The organism is Streptomyces sp. NPDC041796, assembly GCF_055590785.1.
This window is the reverse complement of sequence record NZ_JBVJAH010000012.1, coordinates 100,119-121,836: the sequence shown is the minus strand read 5'-3', so window position 1 is coordinate 121,836 and position 21,718 is coordinate 100,119. Positions and strand designations below refer to the sequence as shown.

Below are 21,718 nucleotides of genomic sequence, written 5' to 3'. Positions count from 1 at the left end.
CACGAGGCCCCCGCCGGACACCCGTCCGGCGGGGGCCTCGCGTATGCGGCCGAATATCCACCCCGTCGTGCCGACGTGACCGCGATAGTGGACCGGGACAACCGCACGACGAAGGGAAGAGCCGCGATGGCGCAGCAGGTCAAAGGGGTCGTTGCCCCGGGGAAGAACGAGCCCGTACGGGTGGAGACGATCATCGTCCCGGACCCCGGCCCCGGTGAAGCCGTCGTGAGGATCCAGGCGTGCGGGGTGTGCCACACGGACCTGCACTACAAGCAGGGCGGCATCAACGACGACTTCCCCTTCCTCCTCGGCCACGAGGCCGCCGGCGTGGTCGAGTCGGTCGGCGACGGCGTCACCGACGTGGCGCCCGGCGACTTCGTGATCCTGAACTGGCGGGCCGTCTGCGGGAAGTGCCGGGCCTGCCGGCGCGGCCGGCCCTGGTACTGCTTCGACACGCACAACGCCCGCCAGAGGATGACCCTGGAGGACGGTACGGAGCTGTCACCGGCCCTCGGCATCGGCGCCTTCGCCGAGAAAACGCTGGTCGCCGCCGGCCAGTGCACCAAGGTCGACCCGTCCGTCGCCCCCGCGGTCGCCGGTCTGCTGGGCTGCGGCGTGATGGCCGGCATCGGCGCGGCGATCAATACCGGCCATGTCGGCCGCGGCGACTCCGTCGCCGTCATCGGCTGCGGCGGCGTCGGCGACGCGGCGATCGTCGGCTCCCGCCTGGCGGGCGCCGCGCGCATCATCGCCGTCGACATCGACGACCGGAAACTGGAAACCGCCCGCACCATGGGCGCCACCCACACCGTCAACTCCCGCACCACCGACCCCGTCGAGGCCGTCCGCGAGCTCACCGACGGGTTCGGCGCGGACGTGGTGATCGAGGCGGTCGGCCGCCCAGAGACCTACCGGCAGGCGTTCTACGCCCGCGACCTCGCCGGCACGGTCGTCCTCGTCGGCGTACCGACCCCCGAGATGAAGCTGGAGCTCCCGCTCCTCGACGTCTTCGGGCGCGGCGGAGCGCTCAAGTCGTCCTGGTACGGCGACTGCCTGCCCTCCCGGGACTTCCCCATGCTCATCGACCTGCACCAGCAGGGCCGCATCGACCTGGGCGCGTTCGTCACCGAGACGATCGCCCTCGGTGACGTCGAGAAGGCGTTCGCGCGGATGCACGAGGGCGACGTGCTGCGTTCGGTGGTGGTGTTCTGATGACCGCGCGCATCGAGCACCTCGTCACCTCCGGCACCTTCTCCCTGGACGGCGGCACCTGGGACGTCGACAACAACGTGTGGATCGTGGGGGACGGCGCGGAGGCGATCGTCATCGACGCCGCCCACGACGCCGACGCCATCCTCGCCGCCCTCGACGGCCGCACGCTGCGGGCCATCGTCTGCACCCACGCCCACAACGACCACATCGACGCCGCCCCCGCGCTCGCCGCCGCCACCGGCGCCCGGATCCTCCTCCACCCCGACGACCTGCCGCTGTGGAAGCAGACCCACCCCGACAGCCACCCGGACGGCGAGCTCGCCGACGGCCAGACCCTCACCATCGCGGGTGCCGACCTCACCGTCCTGCACACGCCGGGCCACGCGCCCGGCGCCGTCTGCCTGTACGCACCCGACCTGGGCACCGTCTTCACCGGCGACACGCTCTTCGCGGGCGGCCCGGGCGCCACCGGCCGGTCCTTCTCGCACTTCCCGACGATCATCGACTCGATCCGCGACCGGCTCCTCACCCTCCCGCCGGACACGGTCGTCCGTACGGGACACGGCGACAGCACCACGATCGGCGCCGAGGCCCCGCACCTGGAGGAGTGGGTCAGCCGAGGCCACTGAGCCGCAGCCGGCTCACGAACCGCATCGGGGCGCCCGTGACCGGGTCGGTGAACTCCAGCGTCCGTGCCAGCAGTTGCAGCGGACGCGTGTAGTCCTCCGGCCCGTCCTCCCGCACGACCGGGTACAGCGGGTCGTGCAGGATGGGCACGCCCAGCCCCGCCATGTGGACCCGCAGCTGGTGGGTCTGGCCGGTCGCCGGCACCAGCCGGTACCGGCCGAGCCCGCCCCGGTGCTCCAGCAGCTCGACACGGCTCTCGCTGTTGGGCTCGCCCGGCTCCTCCCGGGCCGCCAGCACCCCCCGCTCCTTCACGATCCGGCTGCGCACGGTCACGGGCAGCTCCAACGAGGACTCGAACGCGGCCACCGCCTCGTACTCCTTGCGCACCCGACGGTCCCGGAACAGCGTCTGGTACGCACCCCGTTCCTCGGGCCGTACGACGAAGAGAGCGAGCCCCGCCGTCAGCCGGTCCAGCCGGTGCGCCGGCTGCAACCGCGGAAGGTCCAGCTCACGCCGCAACCGCGCCAGCGCCGTCTCCGTGACGTGCCGCCCGCGCGGGGTCGTCGCCAGGAAGTGCGGCTTGTCGGCGACCACGATCCGCTCGTCGCGGTACACGATGCCCACCTCGAACGGCACCCGCTCCTCGGCCGGGAGGTCCCGGTGGAACCACACGTACCGCCCCGGCTCGTACGGCTCGTCCGCCCCCACCGCCGCCCCGTCCGCGCCGACGAACCGGCCCGCCGCGAGCATCGCGTCCACGCGGTCGGCGCCGATGGCGCCCGCGTACCGCCCCAGCAGATGGTCCCGTACGGTCGCCCACGCCCCCTCAGGGTCGGCGGGCAGCCGCACCCGCACCGGGTCGATACCGGCGCGCTGCGGAAGCGGGGCCGCCGGGGCCTTGGTCCTGCGTCTCACCCGCCCACCGTAAGCGGTCCCACGGCGGGCAGTACCGCGGCGATCCTGTCCCAGGCGGCACGGTCCCGTCCGACGGGAGGCAGCGTCTCGCCCTCGCCGGCGCCCCACGCGGTCGCGACCGCCACCGGATCCTCCCCGGACGCCGCGCCCGCGGCCAGGGCGGCGGCGCCGACGGCGACGAGCTCGGCGGTACGGGGCAGGACAACCGGTCGCCCGGAGAGACGGCGTACGGTCTCGACCCACGTACGCCCCCGCGCGCCCCCGCCGATCAGCCGTAGCGGCACGTCCTCTCCCGTGCCGGGCAGCGCCTCCAGCGCCCGGAGCACGGTGAAGGCCGCGCCCTCGTAGGCGGCACCCAGGAGCTGCTGCCGCGTGGTGCCGTGGCGGAGCCCGGTGAGCAGACCGGAGGCGCCGGGGAGGTCGGGGGTGCGTTCACCGTCGAGGTACGGCAGGAGGACCGCCTCACCTCCGGGCACGGCGTCCTCGCGGTCGAGGCCCAGCAGCTCGGCCACCCTGTCGACGGCGAGCGTGCAGTTGAGGGTGCAGCCCAGTGGAAGGAAGGTGCCGTCGGTGGCGGCGAAACCCGCGAGGGCGGCGGTGGCGGGCCGGGTGCGGGTGGCCGTGAAGACGGTCCCGGACGTGCCGAGGGAGACCACCGGATGGTCCAGCAGGCCCCGGCCGCCCAGCCCGAGGCCCACCGCGGCGGCCATGTTGTCCCCGGTGCCCGCGGCCACGGCGATGCCCTCCGGCAGGCCCAGCTCGTCCGCCGCCGTGGCGGTCAGCGGGCCGACTCGGGTGGCGCCGGTCGGGGCGACGGCCGGGAGGCGGGCGGGGTCCAGCCCGAGCAGGTCGAGCAGTCCGGGGTCGTACGCCCCGCTCGCGGTGGAGTACCAGCAGGTGCCGGACGCGTCGCCCGGGTCGGTCGCGGCGGTCCCGCTCAGCCGCTCGGTCAGGAAGTCGTGGGGGAGGCGCACGGCGGCGGCCGCCTCGGCGGTACGCGGTTCGTGCTCGCGCAGCCACTGCCACTTGGTGGCCGTCATCGACGCCACCGGTACGGATCCGGTACGGGCCAGCCAGCCGTCGGCGCCGAGCGTGCCGGTGAGGGCGGCGGCCTGGGGAGCGGAGCGGGTGTCGTTCCACAGCAGGGCGGGGCGGAGCGGGCGGCCGGAGGTGTCCAGGACGACCAGGCCGTGCTGCTGGCCGGCGACGGCGATGCCCGTGACCGCGCGGGCGTCGAGGCCCGCCAGGGCCCGGGCGACGGCTTCGGTGAGCGCCCGCCACCACCGCTCAGGGTCGCTCTCCCGCGTCCCGGCCTCGCCGCTCACCGTGTGCGCGGCCCGGCCCAGGGCCAGCACCCGTCCGGAGGCGGCGTCCACGACGGCCGCCTTGGTGGACTGGGTGGAGCTGTCCACGCCGATGACGACCGGGGGCGACGGCATCCTCGTACCTCCTCGTGATCTTCGGCCGATGCTCGTGTCTCTTGGCCGACGGGCATCCGTAGCGTATTAGTAATGTGAGAAAACAAATAGAGCCGGAGGTCGGAACATGTCGGAACGCTTCATTCCCACCCCAGAGGACAGGTTCACGTTCGGGCTGTGGACCGTGGGCTGGCAGGGGGTGGACCCCTTCGGCACCGCGACCCGCCCCGCCCTCGACCCCGTCGAATCGGTCGAGCGTCTGGCCGGCCTCGGCGCGTACGGCGTGACGTTCCACGACGACGACCTGATCCCCTTCGGCTCCTCCGACGCCGAGCGCGAGGCGGCCGTCAAGCGGTTCCGGGACGCCCTGGACCGCACCGGCATGAAGGTGCCGATGGCCACCACCAACCTCTTCACCCACCCGGTCTTCAAGGACGGCGCCTTCACCGCCAACGACCGTGACGTCCGCCGCTACGCGCTGCGCAAGACGATCCGCAACATCGACCTGGCCGTCGAGCTGGGCGCGAAGGTGTACGTCGCGTGGGGCGGCCGCGAGGGCGCCGAGTCGGGCGCGGCGAAGGACGTGCGGGCGGCCCTGGACCGCATGAAGGAAGCCTTCGACCTCCTGGGCGAGTACGTCACCGGCCAGGACTACGACCTCCGCTTCGCCATCGAGCCCAAGCCCAACGAGCCCCGCGGCGACATCCTCCTGCCGACCATCGGCCACGCCCTGGCCTTCATCGAACGCCTGGAGCGCCCCGAACTCGTCGGCGTGAACCCGGAGGTCGGCCACGAACAGATGGCCGGGCTGAACTTCCCGCACGGCATCGCCCAGGCCCTGTGGGCGGGCAAGCTCTTCCACATCGACCTCAACGGCCAGTCCGGCATCAAGTACGACCAGGACCTCCGCTTCGGCGCGGGCGACCTCCGTCAGGCCTTCTGGCTGGTCGACCTGCTGGAGAGCGCGGGCTACGAGGGACCCCGCCACTTCGACTTCAAGCCGGTGCGCACCGACGGTTCCGACGGTGTCTGGGAGTCCGCGAAGAACTGCATGCGCAACTACCTGATCCTCAAGGAGCGCACCGCCGCCTTCCGCGCCGACCCGGAGGTCCAGGAGGCCCTCGCGGCCTCCCGGCTCCCCGGCCTCGCCCGCCCCACCGCCGAGGACGGCCTCACCGCCCTCCTCGCGGACCCCACCGCCTACGACACCTTCGATCCCGAGGCCGCGGCCGCCCGCTCCATGTCCTTCGAACGCCTCGACCAGCTTGCCCTGGACCACCTCCTCGCCACCCGCTGAACCCGCGCCCGGGGCAAGGGCGGCGAGCCCCCGGACAGGTCACCGGCCCGCGCACACCGCGTACCCCGCCGGGTCGGCGACCACGTCACGGACCACCCGCGCCGCCGCGCCCCGCGCCGCGTCACCGGAGGAGGACGAGGCCCGCAGCCGTCCGCTCCCCGCCGGCCACAGCCCCGACACCACCCGACGGGTCAGCTCACGGTCCGCCGCCGGGCCCAGCCACGGCATCAGCGGCCGGTAGATCCCGCCCAGCACCACCGCCTCCGGGTCCAGCAGGTTCACCGCCCCGGACACCACCAGCCCCAGCATCCGCCCGGCCCGCTCCAGGGCCGCCAGCGTCCGGGCGTCCCCCGCGCGGGCGCGCCGTTCCAGCTCCGCCACACCGGGCAGCCCCGCCGCCTCGTCGAGGCCCGCGCCCCGCAGCAGCGCCGCCTGCCCGGCGTACTGCTCCAGGCACCCGCGGGAACCGCACCGGCACTCCGGGCCCTCCGCGTCGGCCACCATGTGCCCGATCTCCCCGGCGAACCCGTGCGCCCCGCGCAGCAGCTCACCGTCCACGACGATCGCGCCGCCCACCCCGATCTCGCCCGTCAGGTACAGGAAGCTGCGCACCCGCTCCGGCCCGCCGAACCACAGCTCGGCCAGCGCCGCTGCGTCGGCCTCGTTGTCCGAGCCGACCGGCAGCACCCGCCCCCCAGCGAGGGTCCCGCTCAGCGCCCGCCCGAACACTTCTTCCGCGGCCACCTGGTTCCAGCCGAGGTTCGGCGCCTGACGCACGGTGCCGCCGGACACCAGCCCGGGCAGCGCGAGCCGAGCGCCCACCGGACGGAGCTCCTGCTCCGCGGCCGACCCGAGGGTCCGCGCCGCGATCCGCGCGGCCCGCTCCAGCACCTCGCCGGGCGTCCCGCCCCGGTTGTCGACGTGCTCGGTGAGCCGCACCCGGTCGGTTCCGGCCAGATCGACCACGCAGACCGAGACGTAATCGACATTGATCTCGACGCCGAGCCCGGCCGGCCCCGTGCGGGCCACCCGCAGCGCGGTCCCCGGCCGTCCCGCCTGCCCGCTGAAGGTCTTGCCCTGCTCGGTGAGGAACCCGCCCGCCAGCAACTGTTCGACCAGCGACGACACCGCCGCCCGCGTCAGCCCCACCCGCGCCGCGACCGCCGCCCGGGTCGCCTCGCCCTCGTCGTGCACGGCCCGCAGCACCAGGCTGAGGTTGTGCCGTCGCACGGTGTCCTTGTCGGCCTTGGGCTCCAGCGGATCGAGAGTGTTCTTCATGGTGCGGCCGAGCCTATGTGAAGCGGGATACGCCGAAGCGCGGGCCCGGTCTGCCGACCGAACCCGCGCTTCTCGCTGTGTCCGAGGGGGGACTTGAACCCCCACGCCCGATAAAGGGCACTAGCACCTCAAGCTAGCGCGTCTGCCATTCCGCCACCCGGACAAGGTGTCTGTCTCGCGGCCCGTGGCCGTTCCGACGTGGAAAACCATAGCAAACATTGGGAGGGCCCGATCACGCCCCCACGTGCGCCGGGGGAGGGGGCAGGATGAGAGGACCCAGCAGCAGCGACGCGGGAGGAACCAGCGTGAGCGAGTCGAGCACGGCGCGAACCGCCACCGTCAGGGGCGAGGACGAGGTCACCGACCTCTGCCGCGACCTCATCCGGATCGACACCAGCAACTACGGCGACCACTCGGGCCCGGGGGAGCGGGCGGCCGCCGAGTACGTCGCCGAGAAGCTCGCCGAGGTGGGTCTCGAACCGAAGATCATCGAGTCCCACAAGGGACGCGCCTCCACCGTGGCGCGGATCGCGGGCGAGGACCCGTCCCGGCCCGCCCTCCTGATCCACGGCCACACCGACGTGGTCCCGGCCAACGCCGACGACTGGACGCACCACCCCTTCTCCGGCGAGATCGCGGACGGCTGCGTGTGGGGCCGGGGCGCGGTCGACATGAAGGACATGGACGCGATGACCCTCGCGGTCGTCCGGGACCGGCTGCGCAGCGGCCGCAAGCCCCCGCGCGACATCGTGCTGGCGTTCCTCGCGGACGAGGAAGCGGGTGGCACGTACGGCGCGCGGTACCTCGTGGACAAGCACCCCGACCTCTTCGAGGGCGTCACCGAGGCGATCGGCGAGGTGGGCGGCTTCTCCTTCACCGTCAACGAGAACCTGCGCCTCTACCTGGTCGAGACGGCCCAGAAGGGCATGCACTGGATGCGGCTCACCGTCGAGGGCACGGCGGGGCACGGCTCGATGACCAACACCGACAACGCCATCACCGAGCTGTGCGAGGCGGTGGGACGGCTCGGCCGGCACACCTGGCCGGTCAGGGTCACCAAGACCGTGCGGTCCTTCCTCGACGAGCTGTCCGACGCGCTCGGCACCCCGCTGGACCCGGAGGACATGGACGCCACCCTGGCCAAGCTCGGCGGCATCGCCAAGATGATCGGCGCCACCCTCCGCAACTCGGCCGCCCCGACCATGCTCGGCGCCGGCTACAAGGTCAACGTCATCCCGGGCCAGGCGACGGCCCACGTCGACGGGCGTTTCCTGCCGGGCTACGAGGAGGAGTTCCTGGCCGACCTCGACCGGCTGCTCGGGCCGCGCGTGAGGCGCGAGGACGTGCACGCCGACAAGGCGCTGGAGACCAGCTTCGACGGGGACCTGGTGGACGCCATGCAGTCCGCGCTCAAGGCGGAGGACCCGATCGCGCGGGCGGTGCCGTACATGCTCTCCGGGGGCACCGACGCCAAGTCCTTCGACGACCTCGGCATCCGCTGCTTCGGCTTCGCGCCGCTCAAGCTCCCGCCGGAGCTGGACTTCGCCGGCATGTTCCACGGCGTGGACGAGCGTGTACCGGTGGAGGGCCTGAAATTCGGCGTGCGGGTGCTGGACCGTTTCATCGGGGCGAGCTGACGCCCGGGCCCGATTCCCGGCCCGATTACCTGGAATAGTCGGGTGAAACGAAACTCCAATAATCGCCCGCGTGTGCACATCTGACCGAAAAGGGTGAACGGCGTCATCGGGTCGTAGCTCCCTTACCTCCCTGTCGTTACAGGTGATGCGGTCCGCGGCTGGGACCGCATTGCCAACAAGGAGGAATAATGATCAAGAAGGTCGCCGCTGTTGCGGCCGCCACCGGTGGGCTGGTCCTGGCCGGCGCGGGCATGGCCGTTGCCGATGCGGGTGCGAACGGCGCCGCCGTGGGCTCCCCCGGTGTCATTTCGGGCAATGTGGTTCAGGTTCCCATCCACATCCCGGTCAACGCCTGCGGCAACACCGTGAACATCATCGGTCTGCTGAACCCGGCCTTCGGGAACGTCTGCGTCAACGACTGACGTTGAGCCTCGACCCCTAGGGGTTTGAGCCCGGCCGGCCCCGGAGCGCGCGCCATGCGCTCCGGGGCCGCTGGACATTCATACCTCCGGGCGCTGTGCCCGCAGGTATTCCGGAAGCCTAGAAGGCAGGGAACCAGCTATGCGACAGGTCACGCGAAAGGGCCTGACCATCGTGGCGGCCGCGGGCGGCGTACTCGCCCTCGGCGGCGGATTCGCCCAGGCGCACACGGGCGCCGACGCCCACGGGGCAGCGACGAATTCCCCGGGCGTCGCGTCCGGGAACAACGTCCAGGCACCGGTGAGCGTGCCGGTGAACGCGTGCGGCAACACCGTGAACGTCGTCGGGGCACTCAACCCGTCGTTCGGGAACAAGTGCGCCAACGAGTCCAACGGCGCCAAGGCGAGCGGCGCGGCGGCCAATTCCCCGGGCGTCGCGTCCGGGAACAACGTCCAGGCCCCGGTCAATGTGCCGGTCAACGCCTGCGGCAACAGCGTGGACGTCGTCGGGGCACTCAACCCGTCGTTCGGCAACGACTGCGCCAACGGTCACCAGCACAAGCCCGGTCACCCCGGCAACCCCGGCAACCCGGACGAGCCGGGCAACCCGGGGAACCCGGACGAGCCCGGTAACCCCGGGAACCCGGACGAGCCCGGTAACCCCGACGAGCCCGATGAGCCCGGCAACCCGGGGAACCCGGACGAGCCCGGCACCCCCGATGAGCCGGACGAGCCCGGCAAGCCGGGGACGCCGGGCAAGCCGGGCAGCCCGGACGAGCCCGGTTCGCCGATCGAGCCGAACGAGCCCGGCGCGCAGACCGTCACCCCGCCGAAGGCGGAGGACGAGCTGGCGCTGACCGGTGCCGCTCCGCTCGGCATGCTGATCCCGGCGGGCGCGGGCCTGCTGCTCGGGGGCACGGTTCTCTACCGTCGCACCCGGCAGTCCTCGTAGCCCCCGCCCCCGCGGATACGACGGAGCGGGCCTCGCGATCGCGGGGCCCGCTCCGTTCTGCTCGCCGCCCTCACCAGGTGGCGCGCACCTGACGGATGATGCGCCGGCGCAGCCGCACGCGGCGGCTGCCGTCCCGGTGCAGGCTCAGTCGGTCCAACTCCCAGTGTCCGTACTCGGCGTGTTCGGTCAGCAGACGGGTCGCCTCCTTGCGGGACACCCCGCGAGGTACGTACACGTCGACAAATTCGTATTCCGGCATCGCATCTATTGTGCAAGCAGAGGCTTCATACGGATAGCGTCTGCACTATGTCTGATGCTGCGCAGCCCACCGCTGCCGAGGTCCGCGCCGCCGCCGAGGCGGTCAAAGCCGCACTGGACCGTCACCTGGAGGCGGTCGAGAACCGCACGGGTGATGACGACCCGGCCGTCTATGCCGCCTTCAACGCCCTCGCCACCGCGGCCGAGGCCTACGACGAGCGGCTCTACGACCGCTACGACGAGGTCACGCCGTTCGAGATCCCCGGCGTGGAGGACTCCCTCCCGCCCTACGAGGGCCCCGAGGAGCCGAACGCGCTGACCGTGCTGATCCGCCGCGACTACGCGGTGGTGGAGCCACAGCGCCTGCTGGCCCAGTCGCAGCGCATCGCGGACCTGGACCGGGAGGACGACGGCGCGGACACCGGTGCCGTGGTGGGAGCGAGCGTCCACGCGGCGCTGGGCGTGCTGTTCGGCGAGTTCGAGCCGGACGAGATCGCTTCGCGGCACAAGGAGTTCGGCCTGGAGGAGGGCGACTCCACCCTGTGGGTGGCCGCCGCCGACGAGCTCCCGGAACCGGGGGAGTGGCTGAGCACCCCGTTCGACCAGGCGGACCCGGGACGGGTGATCTGCCGGTTCGACGTGAGCGCGGTGTTCGACGAGGACGACATCCACGGCGACCCGGAGGACGTCGGCCCGGACGGCGCCTGACCCTTCCTCCCGGTCGGGAGGCGACACCGGCTGCCCCGCCCGGCCCGGCCCGGCCGCGCCCCGTCCCGCGCGCCGGGGCCTCGGCCCCGGCCGGGGCCACCGGACCGGTCCCGCGCGCCGGGGCATCCGGACCGGACCCGGGTACACCGCCCCCGGGGCATCCGGACCCGGTACGCCGTCCCGGGGCATCCGGACCCGGACCCGGTACGCGTCCCGGGCGTCGGCGGCCCGGTGGCGTTACGCCCGGCTGGTCTTGGGCGCGGGTGGCCTGGTGGCGTTCCGCCCGGCCGGTGGCCCGGAGGTCCTCCGCCCGGCCGGTTGCGGGCGCCGAAGGCCCGTCGGCCCTCCGCCCGGCCGGTTGCGGGCGCCTCGCCTCGGGTTCCGGTGGGCCGTCCGACCCGCTGGTCCGGTCCGGCACGGGTCTCCGGGGCAGCGGCTCATGGGGACGGTGCGCCTCCGGGGCGGAGACGGGAGCACCCACCGGGTCCGCCGGGCGCCCGGGCCCGGACGCCCGGGTCCTGTGGGTCAGTCGTCCTGCGTGGCCAGGAGGCCCTCCAGGAGCGCGCGGAGACGGGTCGTGCGGGGCTGGGGGAGCCTCTCCGCGACCGCGCGGGGGAGGGCCTGGTCCACGCCGTGCACCACCGAGAGGTGCCGCTCGCCACGGCCGAACGCGGTGTGGATCCACGCCCGGTCCAGCGCCTCGGCCGCGTCGCCGGGAAGAACGACGACCGCCGCCGGCCAGCGCATGCCCACGGCCTGGTGCGCGGTCAGCGCCCAGCCGTGGCGCAGCGCCGTGTCGACCCGGTCCTTGGGTACGACGACCCGCTCGCCCTCGCACTCCAGGTGCAGCCCGTCCGCGTCCGCCGAGAGCACCGTGCCCGGCACGGTCCGCCCGGGCGACGGGGCATGGGCGACCCGGTCGCCCGGGTCGAAGCCACCGAAACGGCCCGGCCCCGGGTTCAGCCGCTGCTTCAGCGCCGCGTTGAGGGCCCGCGTCCCCGCCGAACCGCCATGGCCGACGGTGATCACCTGGGTCTGCTCCGCCGGCACCCCGATCGCGCGGGGCACCGAGTCCGCGACCAGCTGCACCGTCCGGTGCACCGCCTCACCCGCGTCCCGCACCGGGACGATCACGACCTCCTTGCCCGGCGCCTCCACCTGGTTCAGCTCACCGATCCCGATACCCGAGACCAGCTCCCCGATCGGCCCGGGGTCGGGGACGCGCGACGCGATGTGCGGGCACGCCCGCGCCGCCAGCACATCGGCGAAGACCCGCCCCGCGCCCGCCGACCACAGCACGCCCGGGTCGCCGCTGAGCACCAGACGGCAGCCGTCCGGAAGCGACTCCACCAGCATCGCGGCCGTCTCCACGTCCAGCTGAGGAGCGTCCAGCACGACCAGCAGGTCCAGGGCGAGCGCCCCGTCCTCGTCCCGCCCCGGCCCGCCCTGCCCGGCCAGCAGCCCGGTGACGGTGACCGCGGCCACGTCCGGGCCGAGCCGGCGGCGGCCGTTCTCCGTGTGCGTGGCCACGACCGCCCGGAGGCCGAGCCCTCGTGCGGCCCCGGCCAGGGCGGCCGCCTCGGCCCGCGCCGCCTCGCCGCCCGTGTGCGTGACGAGCCCGTGGTCCGCGACCGCCCGGGTCAGATCGGTCGGGGGAGCGTCCCGCCAGCGGGCGTCCGGCCCGGTCCTGGCGAGCCGGGCGAGACCGTCGGCGAGGCTCTCCTCCGCGAGCGCGTACCGGTCGAGCCCCAGCAGCACCGGTACCGGCTCCGCGTCGTCGGCCCGCTCCTGTTCCGGCTCCCCGTCCCCGTCCTCGTGCTCGTCGAGTCCGTCGTGGAAGACCAGCACCGCGCCCTCGGCGATCGCGTGCTGCACCGCCTCGTCCGGCTCGGGCACGGCGCGCTCCGCCAGCGCCGCGCGCACCGCCGCCGCCTCCAGGGCCGTGTGGCCCTGGAGGGCCGCCCGCTGGAGCAGCCACGCGATGAGGGCGACCGTCCGGCGCTCGTCCCCGGGACCGCACTCCGTTCCGAGCAGCGCCCGGGCGAATCCGTCGGCCTGCTCGGGCCGGACGCCCGGCACCGACAGCAGCCGCCAGGGGTCCTCGCGCAGCACGTCCGCCGCCGTCGCCCCGAGCACGGTGGCCACCCGCGCGCCGAGCGACTCGGGCGCGCCCCCTTCGACCAGGACGGCCCGCACGGCCGTGACCGTCTCCGGCGCCGTCACCGGCGCGGGCCGGACGGGCCCGGCGGGGGCGACCGGCCGGGTGGGTGCGACGGGCGCCGGCGCGGGCCGCCGCGGCGCGGGCGCCGGGGAGTCGAAGAACGCCGTGCCGGGCGCCTTGCCGCTCTCCACCGCCCGCACCGCCGCGAGCAGGTCGGCAGCCCGGCCGCTCAGCTTGGTGCCCGCCTCGACGGGGCCCTTCTCGGCCTTGCGCTGCTCGATCCGCGCCCGCAGTTCCCGCTGCGCCGCCAGCTCCGCCGCCGCCTCGGAGACGCCGCCTGCCTCGGACTCGCCCCCCGCCGCGGAGCCCTCCGCCTCGGAGACGCCGCCCTCCTCGGCCGCCGCGTCGGACTCGCCCCCCGCCGCGGAGCCCTCCCCCTCGGGCACGCCGCCCTGCCCGTCCGCCACCTCGGACTCGCCCCCTGCCTCGGACTCGCCCTCCGCCTCGGAACCCGCCCCGGGGCCTTCCTCGAAGACGCCGCCCTCCTCGGGCACATCCGTGTCATCGTCCCCGTCGGCCCCCTCCGGCGGTGCCGGGACGGCGGAGGGACCGGCCGGCTCCGCGCCTTCCGCGGCGGCGGGTCCGGCGGCGGATGCGGCGGAGTCCTGGTCGTCGGCCGAGGGGCCGGGGGTTGCCCCCCGGGGAAGCGCGGTCACAGCGTGCTCCAGTCCTGATCGGGATAGCGGTGCACGGGCGCCGACACATCGTCGAGCGCCCGGCGGATCTCGTCAGGAAGACTAAGGGTCTCCACTGACAACGCCGCCGCGAGCTGCTGCGCGTTGCGCGCGCCCACGACCGGGGCCACCACGCCCGGCCGGTCCCGCACCCAAGCCAGTGCCACCTGCAGCGGAGTGGCCGCCAGCCCGTCCGCCGCCGTGATCACCGCGTCCACGATCCGCGTCGCCGAGTCGTCCAGGTACGGTTCCACGAACGGCGCCAGCCGGTCCGAGGCACCCCGTGAATCGGACGGCGTGGCGTGCCGGTACTTGCCCGTCAGCACCCCCCGCCCCAGCGGCGACGACGGCAGCAGCCCGACGCCCAGGTCCAGGGCGGCGGGCAGCACCTCCCGCTCCACGCCCCGCTGGAGCAGCGAGTACTCCATCTGCGTGCTCGCCAGCCGCGCCCGCGCCACGCCCGGCGCCAGCTGCCACGTCGCGGCCTTCGCCAACTGCCAGCCGCAGAAGTTCGACACGCCCACGTACCGCGCCCGGCCGCTGCTGACCGCGATGTCCAGGGCCTGGAGCGTCTCCTCCAGCGGTGTCTCGGGATCGAAGGCGTGCACCTGCCACAGGTCCACGTAGTCCGTTCCCAGCCGGGCCAGCGACGCGTCCAGCGCCGCGAGCAGGTGCCCGCGCGACCCGTCGAACCGCCGGTCCGGGTCGGGCACGCTGCCGGCCTTCGTCGCGATCACCAGATCACGCCTGGGCACCAGCCGCTCCACGAGCTGCCCGAGCAGGTACTCGGCCTCGCCGCCGCCGTACACGTCCGCCGTGTCGATCAGCGTCCCGCCCGCCTCCCAGAACGCCTTGAGCTGGTCCGCGGCGTCGTGCTCGTCGGTGTCCCGCCCCCAGGTGAGGGTGCCGAGGCCGATCCGGGACACACGAAGGCCGGTACGGCCGAGATGCCTCTGCTCCATGGCCGCGAGATTACTGGCCAGAGGCCCACGCGGAGAGAGCCTGTGGACAACCTTGTGCCGGTCGCGGACCCGTCCCCCTCCTGACGGGGCGCGGATCCGCGCGCTAGAGTCCCGACGCAGATCGTTACTGATCGGTAAATGAGTCGACGAGTAAGGGGACCGGCTATGCGGCTCGGCATCAACCTCGGCTACTGGGGCGCGGGCATGGACGGCGACAACCTCGCCGTCGCCCAGGAGGCGGACCGCCTCGGCTATGACGTCTGCTGGGCGGCCGAGGCGTACGGCTCCGACGCCCCGACGGTCCTCGCCTGGGTCGCCGCCCAGACCGAGAACATCGACGTCGGCTCCGCGATCATGCAGATCCCGGCCCGCCAGCCCACCATGACGGCCATGACGGCGGCCACTCTCGACTCGCTCTCCGGCGGGCGCTTCCGCCTCGGCCTCGGCGTATCCGGCCCGCAGGTCTCCGAGGGCTGGTACGGCGTCAAGTTCGACAAACCGCTGGCCCGCACCCGTGAGTACGTCGAGATCGTGCGCAAGGCCATGGCCCGCGAGCGGCTGACCCACGAGGGCGAGCACTGGACCCTCCCGCTCCCCGGCGGCCCCGGCAAGCCGATCAAGCTCACCGTCCACCCCGAGCGCGAGCACATCCCGCTCTACATCGCGGCCATCGGCCCCAAGAACCTGGAGCAGACCGGCGAGATCGCCGACGGCGCCCTGCTGATCTTTCCGTCCGCCGAGCACCTGGAGGAGACCGCGATCCGGTACCTCCGCGCCGGACGCGAGAAGGCGGGCCTGACCATGGACGGCTTCGACGTGTGCCCGACCCTCCCGCTGGCCGTCGGCGACGACGTCAACGGCCTCGCCGACATGTTCCGCCCGTACACCGCGCTGTACGTCGGCGGCATGGGCAGCCGCAAGCAGAACTTCTACAACCAGCTCGCCCAGCGCATGGGGTACGAGAAGGAAGCCGCCGAGATCCAGGACAAGTACCTCTCCGGCGACAAGACCGGCGCCGCGGCCGCCGTCCCGCACCGGCTGATCGACCAGACGACGCTGCTCGGCTCCGTGGAGCGGATCGCCGACCGGATGCAGGCGTACGCGGCGGCCGGTGTCACCACCCTCACCCTCGCCCCGGCCGGCTTCACGCTCGACGAGCGGATCGCGGCGCTGCGGGCGGGCACCGAGGCCCTGGAGCGGGCGGGCCTGGTCGACTAGACCCGGACAAGCCTGCGGCCGTGGTGGGGGCTCGGGGTCATCCCCGCCACGGCCGTCACGCTGCACAACGCGCCACGCCCCCCGGGGGTTACTCCCCCGGCGCAAGCGGGGTGTACGGAGGCGCTCTTCCTCTCCCCGTACCCCCGCTGGTCCGCCATCCGGCGGACTTCCGCCCCCATGCTGTTGCCACACCCTCCATGCGGCATTTGACTCGTTCTTTGCGGAACTTCGCGGAAGTGCGCAGACGCGCGTATGGAGGTGGCACTGATGCTGTCGGCCCGAAGCCTGTTCCAGGAGATCGTCGACAATGACGACTCCTACCAGCTGTTCTGTTCCATCGCGGCCAGCGGGGAGGCGCAGGGCGGCTGGGAGAACGCCCGTATCGCCGCACTCCTCCCCGAGAGCATGCGTGACCTCGCCCCCAAGGTCACCCGGCACGGTGCCGACGAGGACAAGCACGGCCGGATCTTCAACGCCCTGCTCAAGAAGCGGGGCCTGGAACCGGTCGCCGTGCCTCCCGAGACCGACTACACGATGCTGCTGGAACAGCGCGGCATCGGCCTGGCCCACGAGAAGCTCCGCCGCGACCAGCCGCTGACGGAGGAGGACATCCTCGTCTACCTGTCGCACAGCAGGGTCACCGAACAGCGCGCCGCCGACCAGATGGACATGCTCGTCAAGCACTTCGGCGACCACCCCGAAGTGGGCAAGGCCATCCGGCAGATCTGCAACGACGAGGACAACCACCTCGCGTACTGTCACGAGGAACTCCTGGGCCTCGCGTACTCCGGACACGGCCGCGCGATCCAGCGCACCCTGCGCGAGTGCGCCATGGCCGAGATCGCCGTCTACCGCGACGTCAGCCTCGCCGTCATGGACCACATGGGCCGCATCCTGAAGTGGCCGGGCGTCAAGAGGACGGCCCTGTCCCTGGGCATCCGGAGCATGTACGCGTACGAGAGGGCAGGCGGCTGGCGGCGCATGGTCGACCTCAGGATGCCGGAGCGGCGCAACCCGCTGGGCGGACCCGCCGAGCCCGCCCCGGCATTCTGAGCGTCGTCGGAGCGGCGGCCTACAGCCAGCCCCGGCGCTTGAACAGCCGGTACAGGCCGACGACCGCCACGGCCATCAGGACGATCACGGCCGGATAGCCCCACACCTGGTGGAGCTCCCACATGTGGTCGAAGTTCATGCCGTACACGCCCGCGACCATGGTGGGCACCGCGGCCATCGCCGCCCACGCGGAGATCTTGCGCATGTCGTCGTTCTGCCGTACCCCCATCTGCGCGAGATGGGCCGACAGGATGTCCGACAGGAGCCGGTCGAGTCCCTCCACCTGCTCCGTGGCGCGGGTCAGGTGGTCGCTGACGTCCCGGAAGAAGGGCTGGGCGTGCTCACTGACGAAGGGCACGCCCGCGCCCGCGAGCCGGGCCATCGGCGCCGCCAGCGGACCGGTGGCCCGGCGGAACTCCAGCACCTGGCGTTTGAACGTGTAGATCCGGGACGCCGTGTTCTTGGCGTCCCCGCCCGCCGGCTGGAACACCTCCGTCTCCATCTCCTCCAGGTCGACCTGGAGCTCGCCGGCCACCTCGATGTAGTGGTCGACGACCGCGTCGCTGATCGCGTACAGCACCGACGTCGGCCCGTGCCTGAGCACCTCCGGCTCCGCCTCCAGCCGCTTGCGCACGGCCGTCAACGGCGCCCCCTCGCCGTGCCGGACCGTCACCACGAACGAGTCGCCCACGAACACCATCAGCTCGCCGGTGCTGACCGTGTCGCTCTCCGGCTCGTAGACGACCGGCTTGAGCACCATGAACAGCGAGTCGTCGTACACCTCCAGCTTGGGCCGCTGGTGCGCCTTGAGGGCGTCCTCCACGGCCAGCGGGTGCAGGCCGAACTCCGCCGAGACGTGATCGAACTCCTCCTCCGTCGGCTCGTGCAGGCCGATCCAGAGGAACGCGTCGCCCGAGTCGGCCGCCCGCGCCGCTTCGAGCGCGTCGGAGAAATCGGACGGGCCCTCACTGCGGTGCCCGTCCCGGTAGATGGCACAGTCCACGATCACGGCGCGTATTCTTCCCCGGCCCCCGGCGCCTTGCACCCAGGGAGCCGCAAAGGGCCTGTCTTCCGGATCCCGCAGGGCTCACGAGGAGGCGTGGCGCGCGTGTCTGCGGCGTCGTCGTCGGCCGCCCGTGCTCCGCAGCGGCTCCCTCCCGCGCCTGGCGCCCGCACGCACCGGACCCCGCTCCCCGATCCGGCTCGACACGAACGCCAGGCCCTAGGCTGGCAGGCATGGCCACGTTGATCCTCGTACGGCACGGACGCTCGACCGCCAACACCGCAGGCGTACTCGCGGGCTGGACGCCCGGCGTCGCCCTCGACGAGCGCGGCGCCGCACAGGCGGCCGCGCTGCCCGGCCGGCTGGCCGGAGTGCCGTTGGCGGCGGCCGTCACCAGCCCGCTGCAGAGGTGCCTGGAGACCCTCCGGCCGCTGCTGGACGCCCGCCCCGGACTGCCGGTGCACACCGACGAGCGGATCGGTGAGTGCCGCTACGGCGACTGGTCCGGGCGCAAGCTCGCCGAACTCGCCGACGAGCCCCTCATGGAGGTCGTCCAGCGGCACCCGTCCAACGCCGCCTTCCCCGGCGGTGAGTCGATGCGCGCCATGCAGGCCCGCGCCGTCGAGGCCGTGCGCGAGTGGAACGCGCGCGTGGAGGCGGAGAACGGGGAGGACGCGGTCTATCTGATGTGCTCGCACGGCGACATCATCAAGTCGCTCGTGGCCGACGCACTCGGAATGCATCTCGATCTTTTCCAGCGGATCCATGTGGATCCTTGTTCCGTGACGGCGATCCGTTACACCCGTCTCAGGCCGTCTCTTCTGCGACTCGGCGACACCGGCGACTTCGGCGGGCTCATCCCCCACGAGGAGCCCGGCGGCGAGGCGGCCGAGGTGGGGGGCGGCGCGGGAGCACCGTGATCGAATCGCACAGTAGGGTGGACGGGCCGCAGCGCCGTCCGAACTGAAGCAAGGGAGAGGGAACGTGTCCCGTCAGGTGTTCCTCTATGACCCACCGGAGCGCTTCGTGGCCGGCACGGTCGGGCTCCCTGGCCGCCGTACGTTCTTCCTCCAGGCCTCCGCCGGCGGCCGGGTCACCAGCGTCGCCCTGGAGAAGACCCAGGTGGCCGCGCTCGCCGAGCGGATCGACGAACTTCTCGACGAAGTGGTGCGGCGCACCGGGGGCAATGCCCCCGTACCGGCCGTGGCCCCCTCCGACGTCACCGACACCGCGCCCCTGGACGCCCCGGTCGAGGAGGAGTTCCGGGTGGGCACCATGGCGCTGGCCTGGGACGGCGAGGAACAGCGCATGATCGTCGAGGCGCAGGCGCTGGTCGAGCTCGACGTGGAGTCCGAGGAGGACCTCGCCGAGGCCGAGGAGCGGCTGCTCCAGGACGAGGAGAACGGCCCGCCGATGCTGCGGGTCCGGCTCACCGGTGCCCAGGCGAGGGCCTTCGCCAAGCGCGCCCTCGACGTGGTCAACGCGGGGCGGCCGCCGTGCCCGCTGTGCAGCCTGCCGCTCGACCCGGAAGGACACGTATGCCCGCGCCAGAACGGATACCGCCGGGGGGCCTGACGGCGGTGGACCTGCTCGACCTGCTCGCCAAGGGCGAGCTGACGGTTCGCGGCCAGGTGCGCGAGGCGTCCAACGCGGTGCTGTTCTGTTCCGTCGCGTACGAGGGCCAGGAGGCGGACTGCGTCTACAAGCCCGTCGCCGGGGAGCGCCCCCTGTGGGACTTCCCGGACGGCACGCTGGCCCAGCGGGAGGTCGCGGCGTACGAGGTGTCCGAGGCGACCGGCTGGGGCCTGGTCCCGCCGACCGTCCTGCGGGACGGCCCGTACGGCCAGGGCATGGTCCAGGTGTGGATCGAGGACGACCCGTCCGTCTCGCTGCTGGCGCTGGTCGACGACGAGGAGCCGGGCGAGGGCTGGAAGGCGGTCGGCCTCGCGCAGGTCGACGAGGACCGCACCGCCCTGCTGGTGCACGCCGACGACGTACGGCTGCGGCGGCTCGCCGTGCTCGACGCAGTGATCAACAACGGTGACCGCAAGGGCGGACATCTGCTGCCCGCGTCCGACGGCCGGCTGTACGCGATCGACCACGGGGTCACCTTCAACGTGGACGACAAGCTGCGCACCCTCCTGTGGGGCTGGGCGGGCGAGCCGCTTACGGAGGAGGCGCTGGAGGCGCTGGCGCGGCTGAACGCCTCCCTGGCACCCGGAGGGCCCCTCGCCGCCCGTCTGGCCGAGCTGATCACCCCGGCCGAGGTCACGGCCCTGCGGGGCCGCGTCGCCGCCCTGCGTTCCTCGGGCCGCCACCCGGAACCCTCGGGACAGTGGCCCGCGATCCCCTGGCCGCCGGTCTGAGCAGGCCCCTGCATATGCCGGCCGACCGCGCAAGAGTGCCTATCCGGTCATGATCCCGCATCCGGTTCGTATCCGGAACACCCGTCCGGTTACGCTCGTGACATGCATGCCTGGCCCGCTTCTGAGGTCCCCGCCCTGCCCGGCAAGGGCCGCGACCTCCGGATCCACGACACCGCGACCGGTGGACGAGTGACCCTCGACCCCGGCCCCGTCGCCCGTATCTACGTCTGCGGCATCACGCCGTACGACGCGACCCATATCGGTCACGCGGCGACCTACAACGCGTTCGACCTCGTTCAGCGCGTGTGGCTCGACACCAAGCGGCAGGTTCACTACGTCCAGAACGTCACCGACGTGGACGATCCGCTCCTGGAGCGGGCCGTCCGGGACAACATCGACTGGGAGAGCCTCGCGGAGCGCGAGACGTCCCTGTTCCGCGAGGACATGACCGCCCTCCGGATGCTCCCGCCGCAGCACTACATCGGTGCCGTCGAGGCGATACCGGGCATCGTGCCGCTCATCGAGCGGCTCCGGGACGCGGGTGCCGCGTACGAACTCGAGGGCGACGTCTACTTCTCCGTCGAGGCCGACCCGCACTTCGGCGAGGTCTCGCACTACGACGCCGAGTTCATGCGGGCCCTGTCCGCCGAGCGCGGCGGCGACCCGGACCGTCCGGGCAAGAAGAACCCGCTCGACCCGATGCTGTGGATGGCCGCCCGCGAGGGCGAGCCCAGCTGGGACGGCGGCACCCTGGGCCCCGGACGCCCCGGCTGGCACATCGAGTGCGTGGCCATCGCCCTGGACCACCTCGGCATGGGCTTCGACGTCCAGGGCGGGGGTTCCGACCTGGTCTTCCCGCACCACGAGATGGGCGCCTCGCACGCCCAGGCGCTGACCGGTGAGTACCCCTTCGCCAAGGCGTACGTGCACGCCGGGATGGTCGCCCTGCACGGCGAGAAGATGTCCAAGTCCAAGGGCAACCTGGTCTTCGTCTCCGCGCTGCGCCGCCGGGGGGTCGACCCGGCCGCCATCCGGCTCGCCCTGCTGTCCCACCACTACCGCGCCGACTGGGAGTGGACCGACGAGGTCCTCCAGGAAGCCGAGGAGCGGCTCGGCCGCTGGCGTGCCGCGGTCTCCCGCCCCGACGGGCCGTCGGCCGACGCGCTGGTCGACGCGGTGCGCGAGGCGCTCGCCGACGACCTGGACGCCCCGGCCGCCCTCGCGGCCGTGGACGGCTGGGTCGCCCGCCAGCAGGCGGAGGGCGGCACGGACGAGGGTGCGCCGGGCCTCGTCTCCCGGACGGTCGACGCCCTGCTGGGCGTGGCGCTGTAGGGCCGCGCCCCACGGCATCGGTCCGCTGACGACGGACGACGGCGGGGGGGGGGGGGGGGCCCCCCCCCCCCCCCCCCCCCTCCCCCCTCCCCCCCCCCCCCTGAGGCGTCGCCAGCGGCCCGGGGAGAACGGGGTACGAGGGGAGGAGAGAGGGCAAAGGGCCGGTTG

General features: G+C 73.3%; 20 protein-coding genes and 1 tRNA gene. 13 read left to right on the top strand and 8 right to left on the bottom strand.

The annotated features are described in order from the left end of the window. Positions 1–126: 126 nt before the first annotated feature. Together ACZ6C1_RS24735 and ACZ6C1_RS24730 are read left to right on the top strand one after the other, a co-directional pair. Complete coding sequence (locus tag ACZ6C1_RS24735; RefSeq protein ID WP_469243509.1) at positions 127–1,212, top strand: S-(hydroxymethyl)mycothiol dehydrogenase; 1,086 nt, start codon at positions 127–129, stop codon at positions 1,210–1,212. Next, on the top strand, positions 1,212–1,841 hold the full coding sequence (locus ACZ6C1_RS24730) for an MBL fold metallo-hydrolase (RefSeq protein WP_469243301.1): 630 nt from the start codon (positions 1,212–1,214) through the stop codon (positions 1,839–1,841). Before ACZ6C1_RS24735 ends, ACZ6C1_RS24730 begins: the two co-directional genes overlap by 1 nt. On the opposite strand, the gene ACZ6C1_RS24725 is transcribed toward ACZ6C1_RS24730, so the two are convergent. Both ACZ6C1_RS24725 and xylB read right to left on the bottom strand, forming a co-directional pair. After that, positions 1,825–2,754: an RluA family pseudouridine synthase gene (locus tag ACZ6C1_RS24725; RefSeq protein ID WP_469243300.1), complete on the bottom strand. Its 930-nt coding sequence runs from the start codon at positions 2,752–2,754 to the stop codon at positions 1,825–1,827. The two genes, ACZ6C1_RS24730 and ACZ6C1_RS24725, sit on opposite strands and share 17 nt — an antisense overlap. After that, entirely contained in the window at positions 2,751–4,193 is a 1,443-nt protein-coding gene (xylB, locus tag ACZ6C1_RS24720) for a xylulokinase (protein ID WP_469243299.1), read from the bottom strand. Before xylB ends, ACZ6C1_RS24725 begins: the two co-directional genes overlap by 4 nt. A 106-nt stretch (positions 4,194–4,299) precedes the next feature. Here xylB and xylA point away from each other — a divergent pair, with 106 nt between their 5' ends. Further along, positions 4,300–5,469: a xylose isomerase gene (xylA, locus tag ACZ6C1_RS24715; RefSeq protein WP_469243298.1), complete on the top strand. Its 1,170-nt coding sequence runs from the start codon at positions 4,300–4,302 to the stop codon at positions 5,467–5,469. Positions 5,470–5,508: 39 nt separating this feature from the next. Here xylA and ACZ6C1_RS24710 read toward each other — a convergent pair whose 3' ends face one another. Both ACZ6C1_RS24710 and ACZ6C1_RS24705 read right to left on the bottom strand, forming a co-directional pair. Continuing rightward, positions 5,509–6,747, bottom strand: coding sequence for an ROK family protein (locus ACZ6C1_RS24710; protein WP_469243297.1), 1,239 nt, complete (start codon positions 6,745–6,747; stop codon positions 5,509–5,511). Positions 6,748–6,825: 78 nt separating this feature from the next. Then, positions 6,826–6,910: transfer RNA gene (locus ACZ6C1_RS24705), tRNA-Leu, on the bottom strand. A gap of 142 nt (positions 6,911–7,052) precedes the next feature. Between ACZ6C1_RS24705 and ACZ6C1_RS24700 the strand changes: the two genes are divergently transcribed. The 3 genes from ACZ6C1_RS24700 (at position 7,053) to ACZ6C1_RS24690 (ending at position 9,755) form a co-directional block, all read left to right on the top strand. Then, positions 7,053–8,384: a M20/M25/M40 family metallo-hydrolase gene (locus ACZ6C1_RS24700; RefSeq protein ID WP_469243296.1), complete on the top strand. Its 1,332-nt coding sequence runs from the start codon at positions 7,053–7,055 to the stop codon at positions 8,382–8,384. 188 nt (positions 8,385–8,572) lie between these two features. Further along, positions 8,573–8,806: a chaplin gene (locus ACZ6C1_RS24695; RefSeq protein WP_469243295.1), complete on the top strand. Its 234-nt coding sequence runs from the start codon at positions 8,573–8,575 to the stop codon at positions 8,804–8,806. A gap of 139 nt (positions 8,807–8,945) precedes the next feature. Then, positions 8,946–9,755, top strand: coding sequence for a chaplin (locus ACZ6C1_RS24690; RefSeq protein ID WP_469243294.1), 810 nt, complete (start codon positions 8,946–8,948; stop codon positions 9,753–9,755). A 70-nt stretch (positions 9,756–9,825) separates the two neighbouring features. On the opposite strand, the gene ACZ6C1_RS24685 is transcribed toward ACZ6C1_RS24690, so the two are convergent. After that, entirely contained in the window at positions 9,826–10,014 is a 189-nt protein-coding gene (locus tag ACZ6C1_RS24685; protein WP_071283078.1) for a DUF5703 family protein, read from the bottom strand. A gap of 47 nt (positions 10,015–10,061) precedes the next feature. On the opposite strand from ACZ6C1_RS24685, the gene ACZ6C1_RS24680 reads away from it, so the two are divergent. After that, positions 10,062–10,721: a hypothetical protein gene (locus ACZ6C1_RS24680; protein ID WP_469243293.1), complete on the top strand. Its 660-nt coding sequence runs from the start codon at positions 10,062–10,064 to the stop codon at positions 10,719–10,721. Positions 10,722–11,246: 525 nt separating this feature from the next. Here ACZ6C1_RS24680 and ACZ6C1_RS24675 read toward each other — a convergent pair. Both ACZ6C1_RS24675 and ACZ6C1_RS24670 read right to left on the bottom strand, forming a co-directional pair. Beyond that, positions 11,247–13,598 carry a helix-hairpin-helix domain-containing protein gene (locus tag ACZ6C1_RS24675; protein ID WP_469243292.1) on the bottom strand — a complete coding sequence of 784 codons (2,352 nt, stop codon included), beginning with the start codon at positions 13,596–13,598 and terminating at the stop codon, positions 11,247–11,249. Next, positions 13,595–14,578: an aldo/keto reductase gene (locus ACZ6C1_RS24670; RefSeq protein ID WP_469243291.1), complete on the bottom strand. Its 984-nt coding sequence runs from the start codon at positions 14,576–14,578 to the stop codon at positions 13,595–13,597. The genes ACZ6C1_RS24675 and ACZ6C1_RS24670 overlap by 4 nt, the downstream gene beginning before the upstream one ends. 165 nt (positions 14,579–14,743) lie before the next feature. Here ACZ6C1_RS24670 and ACZ6C1_RS24665 point away from each other — a divergent pair, with 165 nt between their 5' ends. Next, positions 14,744–15,796: an LLM class F420-dependent oxidoreductase gene (locus ACZ6C1_RS24665; protein ID WP_469243290.1), complete on the top strand. Its 1,053-nt coding sequence runs from the start codon at positions 14,744–14,746 to the stop codon at positions 15,794–15,796. 267 nt (positions 15,797–16,063) lie between these two features. Then, positions 16,064–16,849, top strand: coding sequence for a ferritin-like domain-containing protein (locus ACZ6C1_RS24660; protein WP_469243289.1), 786 nt, complete (start codon positions 16,064–16,066; stop codon positions 16,847–16,849). Between the two features lie 19 nt (positions 16,850–16,868). Here ACZ6C1_RS24660 and corA read toward each other — a convergent pair whose 3' ends face one another. After that, positions 16,869–17,867 carry a magnesium/cobalt transporter CorA gene (corA, locus tag ACZ6C1_RS24655; RefSeq protein WP_469243507.1) on the bottom strand — a complete coding sequence of 333 codons (999 nt, stop codon included), beginning with the start codon at positions 17,865–17,867 and terminating at the stop codon, positions 16,869–16,871. Between the two features lie 218 nt (positions 17,868–18,085). Here corA and ACZ6C1_RS24650 point away from each other — a divergent pair, with 218 nt between their 5' ends. The 4 genes from ACZ6C1_RS24650 (at position 18,086) to mshC (ending at position 21,550) form a co-directional block, all read left to right on the top strand. Then, entirely contained in the window at positions 18,086–18,772 is a 687-nt protein-coding gene (locus ACZ6C1_RS24650; RefSeq protein WP_469243288.1) for a histidine phosphatase family protein, read from the top strand. Positions 18,773–18,836: 64 nt separating this feature from the next. Then, a complete protein-coding gene (locus ACZ6C1_RS24645) occupies positions 18,837–19,427 on the top strand; it encodes a DUF3090 domain-containing protein (RefSeq protein ID WP_351825416.1) in 591 nt (196 codons plus the stop codon). Further along, complete coding sequence (locus ACZ6C1_RS24640) at positions 19,391–20,218, top strand: SCO1664 family protein (RefSeq protein ID WP_469243287.1); 828 nt, start codon at positions 19,391–19,393, stop codon at positions 20,216–20,218. Before ACZ6C1_RS24645 ends, ACZ6C1_RS24640 begins: the two co-directional genes overlap by 37 nt. A 102-nt stretch (positions 20,219–20,320) precedes the next feature. After that, the gene (mshC, locus tag ACZ6C1_RS24635; RefSeq protein ID WP_469243286.1) at positions 20,321–21,550 is read left to right on the top strand and encodes a cysteine--1-D-myo-inosityl 2-amino-2-deoxy-alpha-D-glucopyranoside ligase; all 1,230 of its coding nucleotides are present in this window, start codon (positions 20,321–20,323) and stop codon (positions 21,548–21,550) included. Positions 21,551–21,718: the final 168 nt, after the last annotated feature.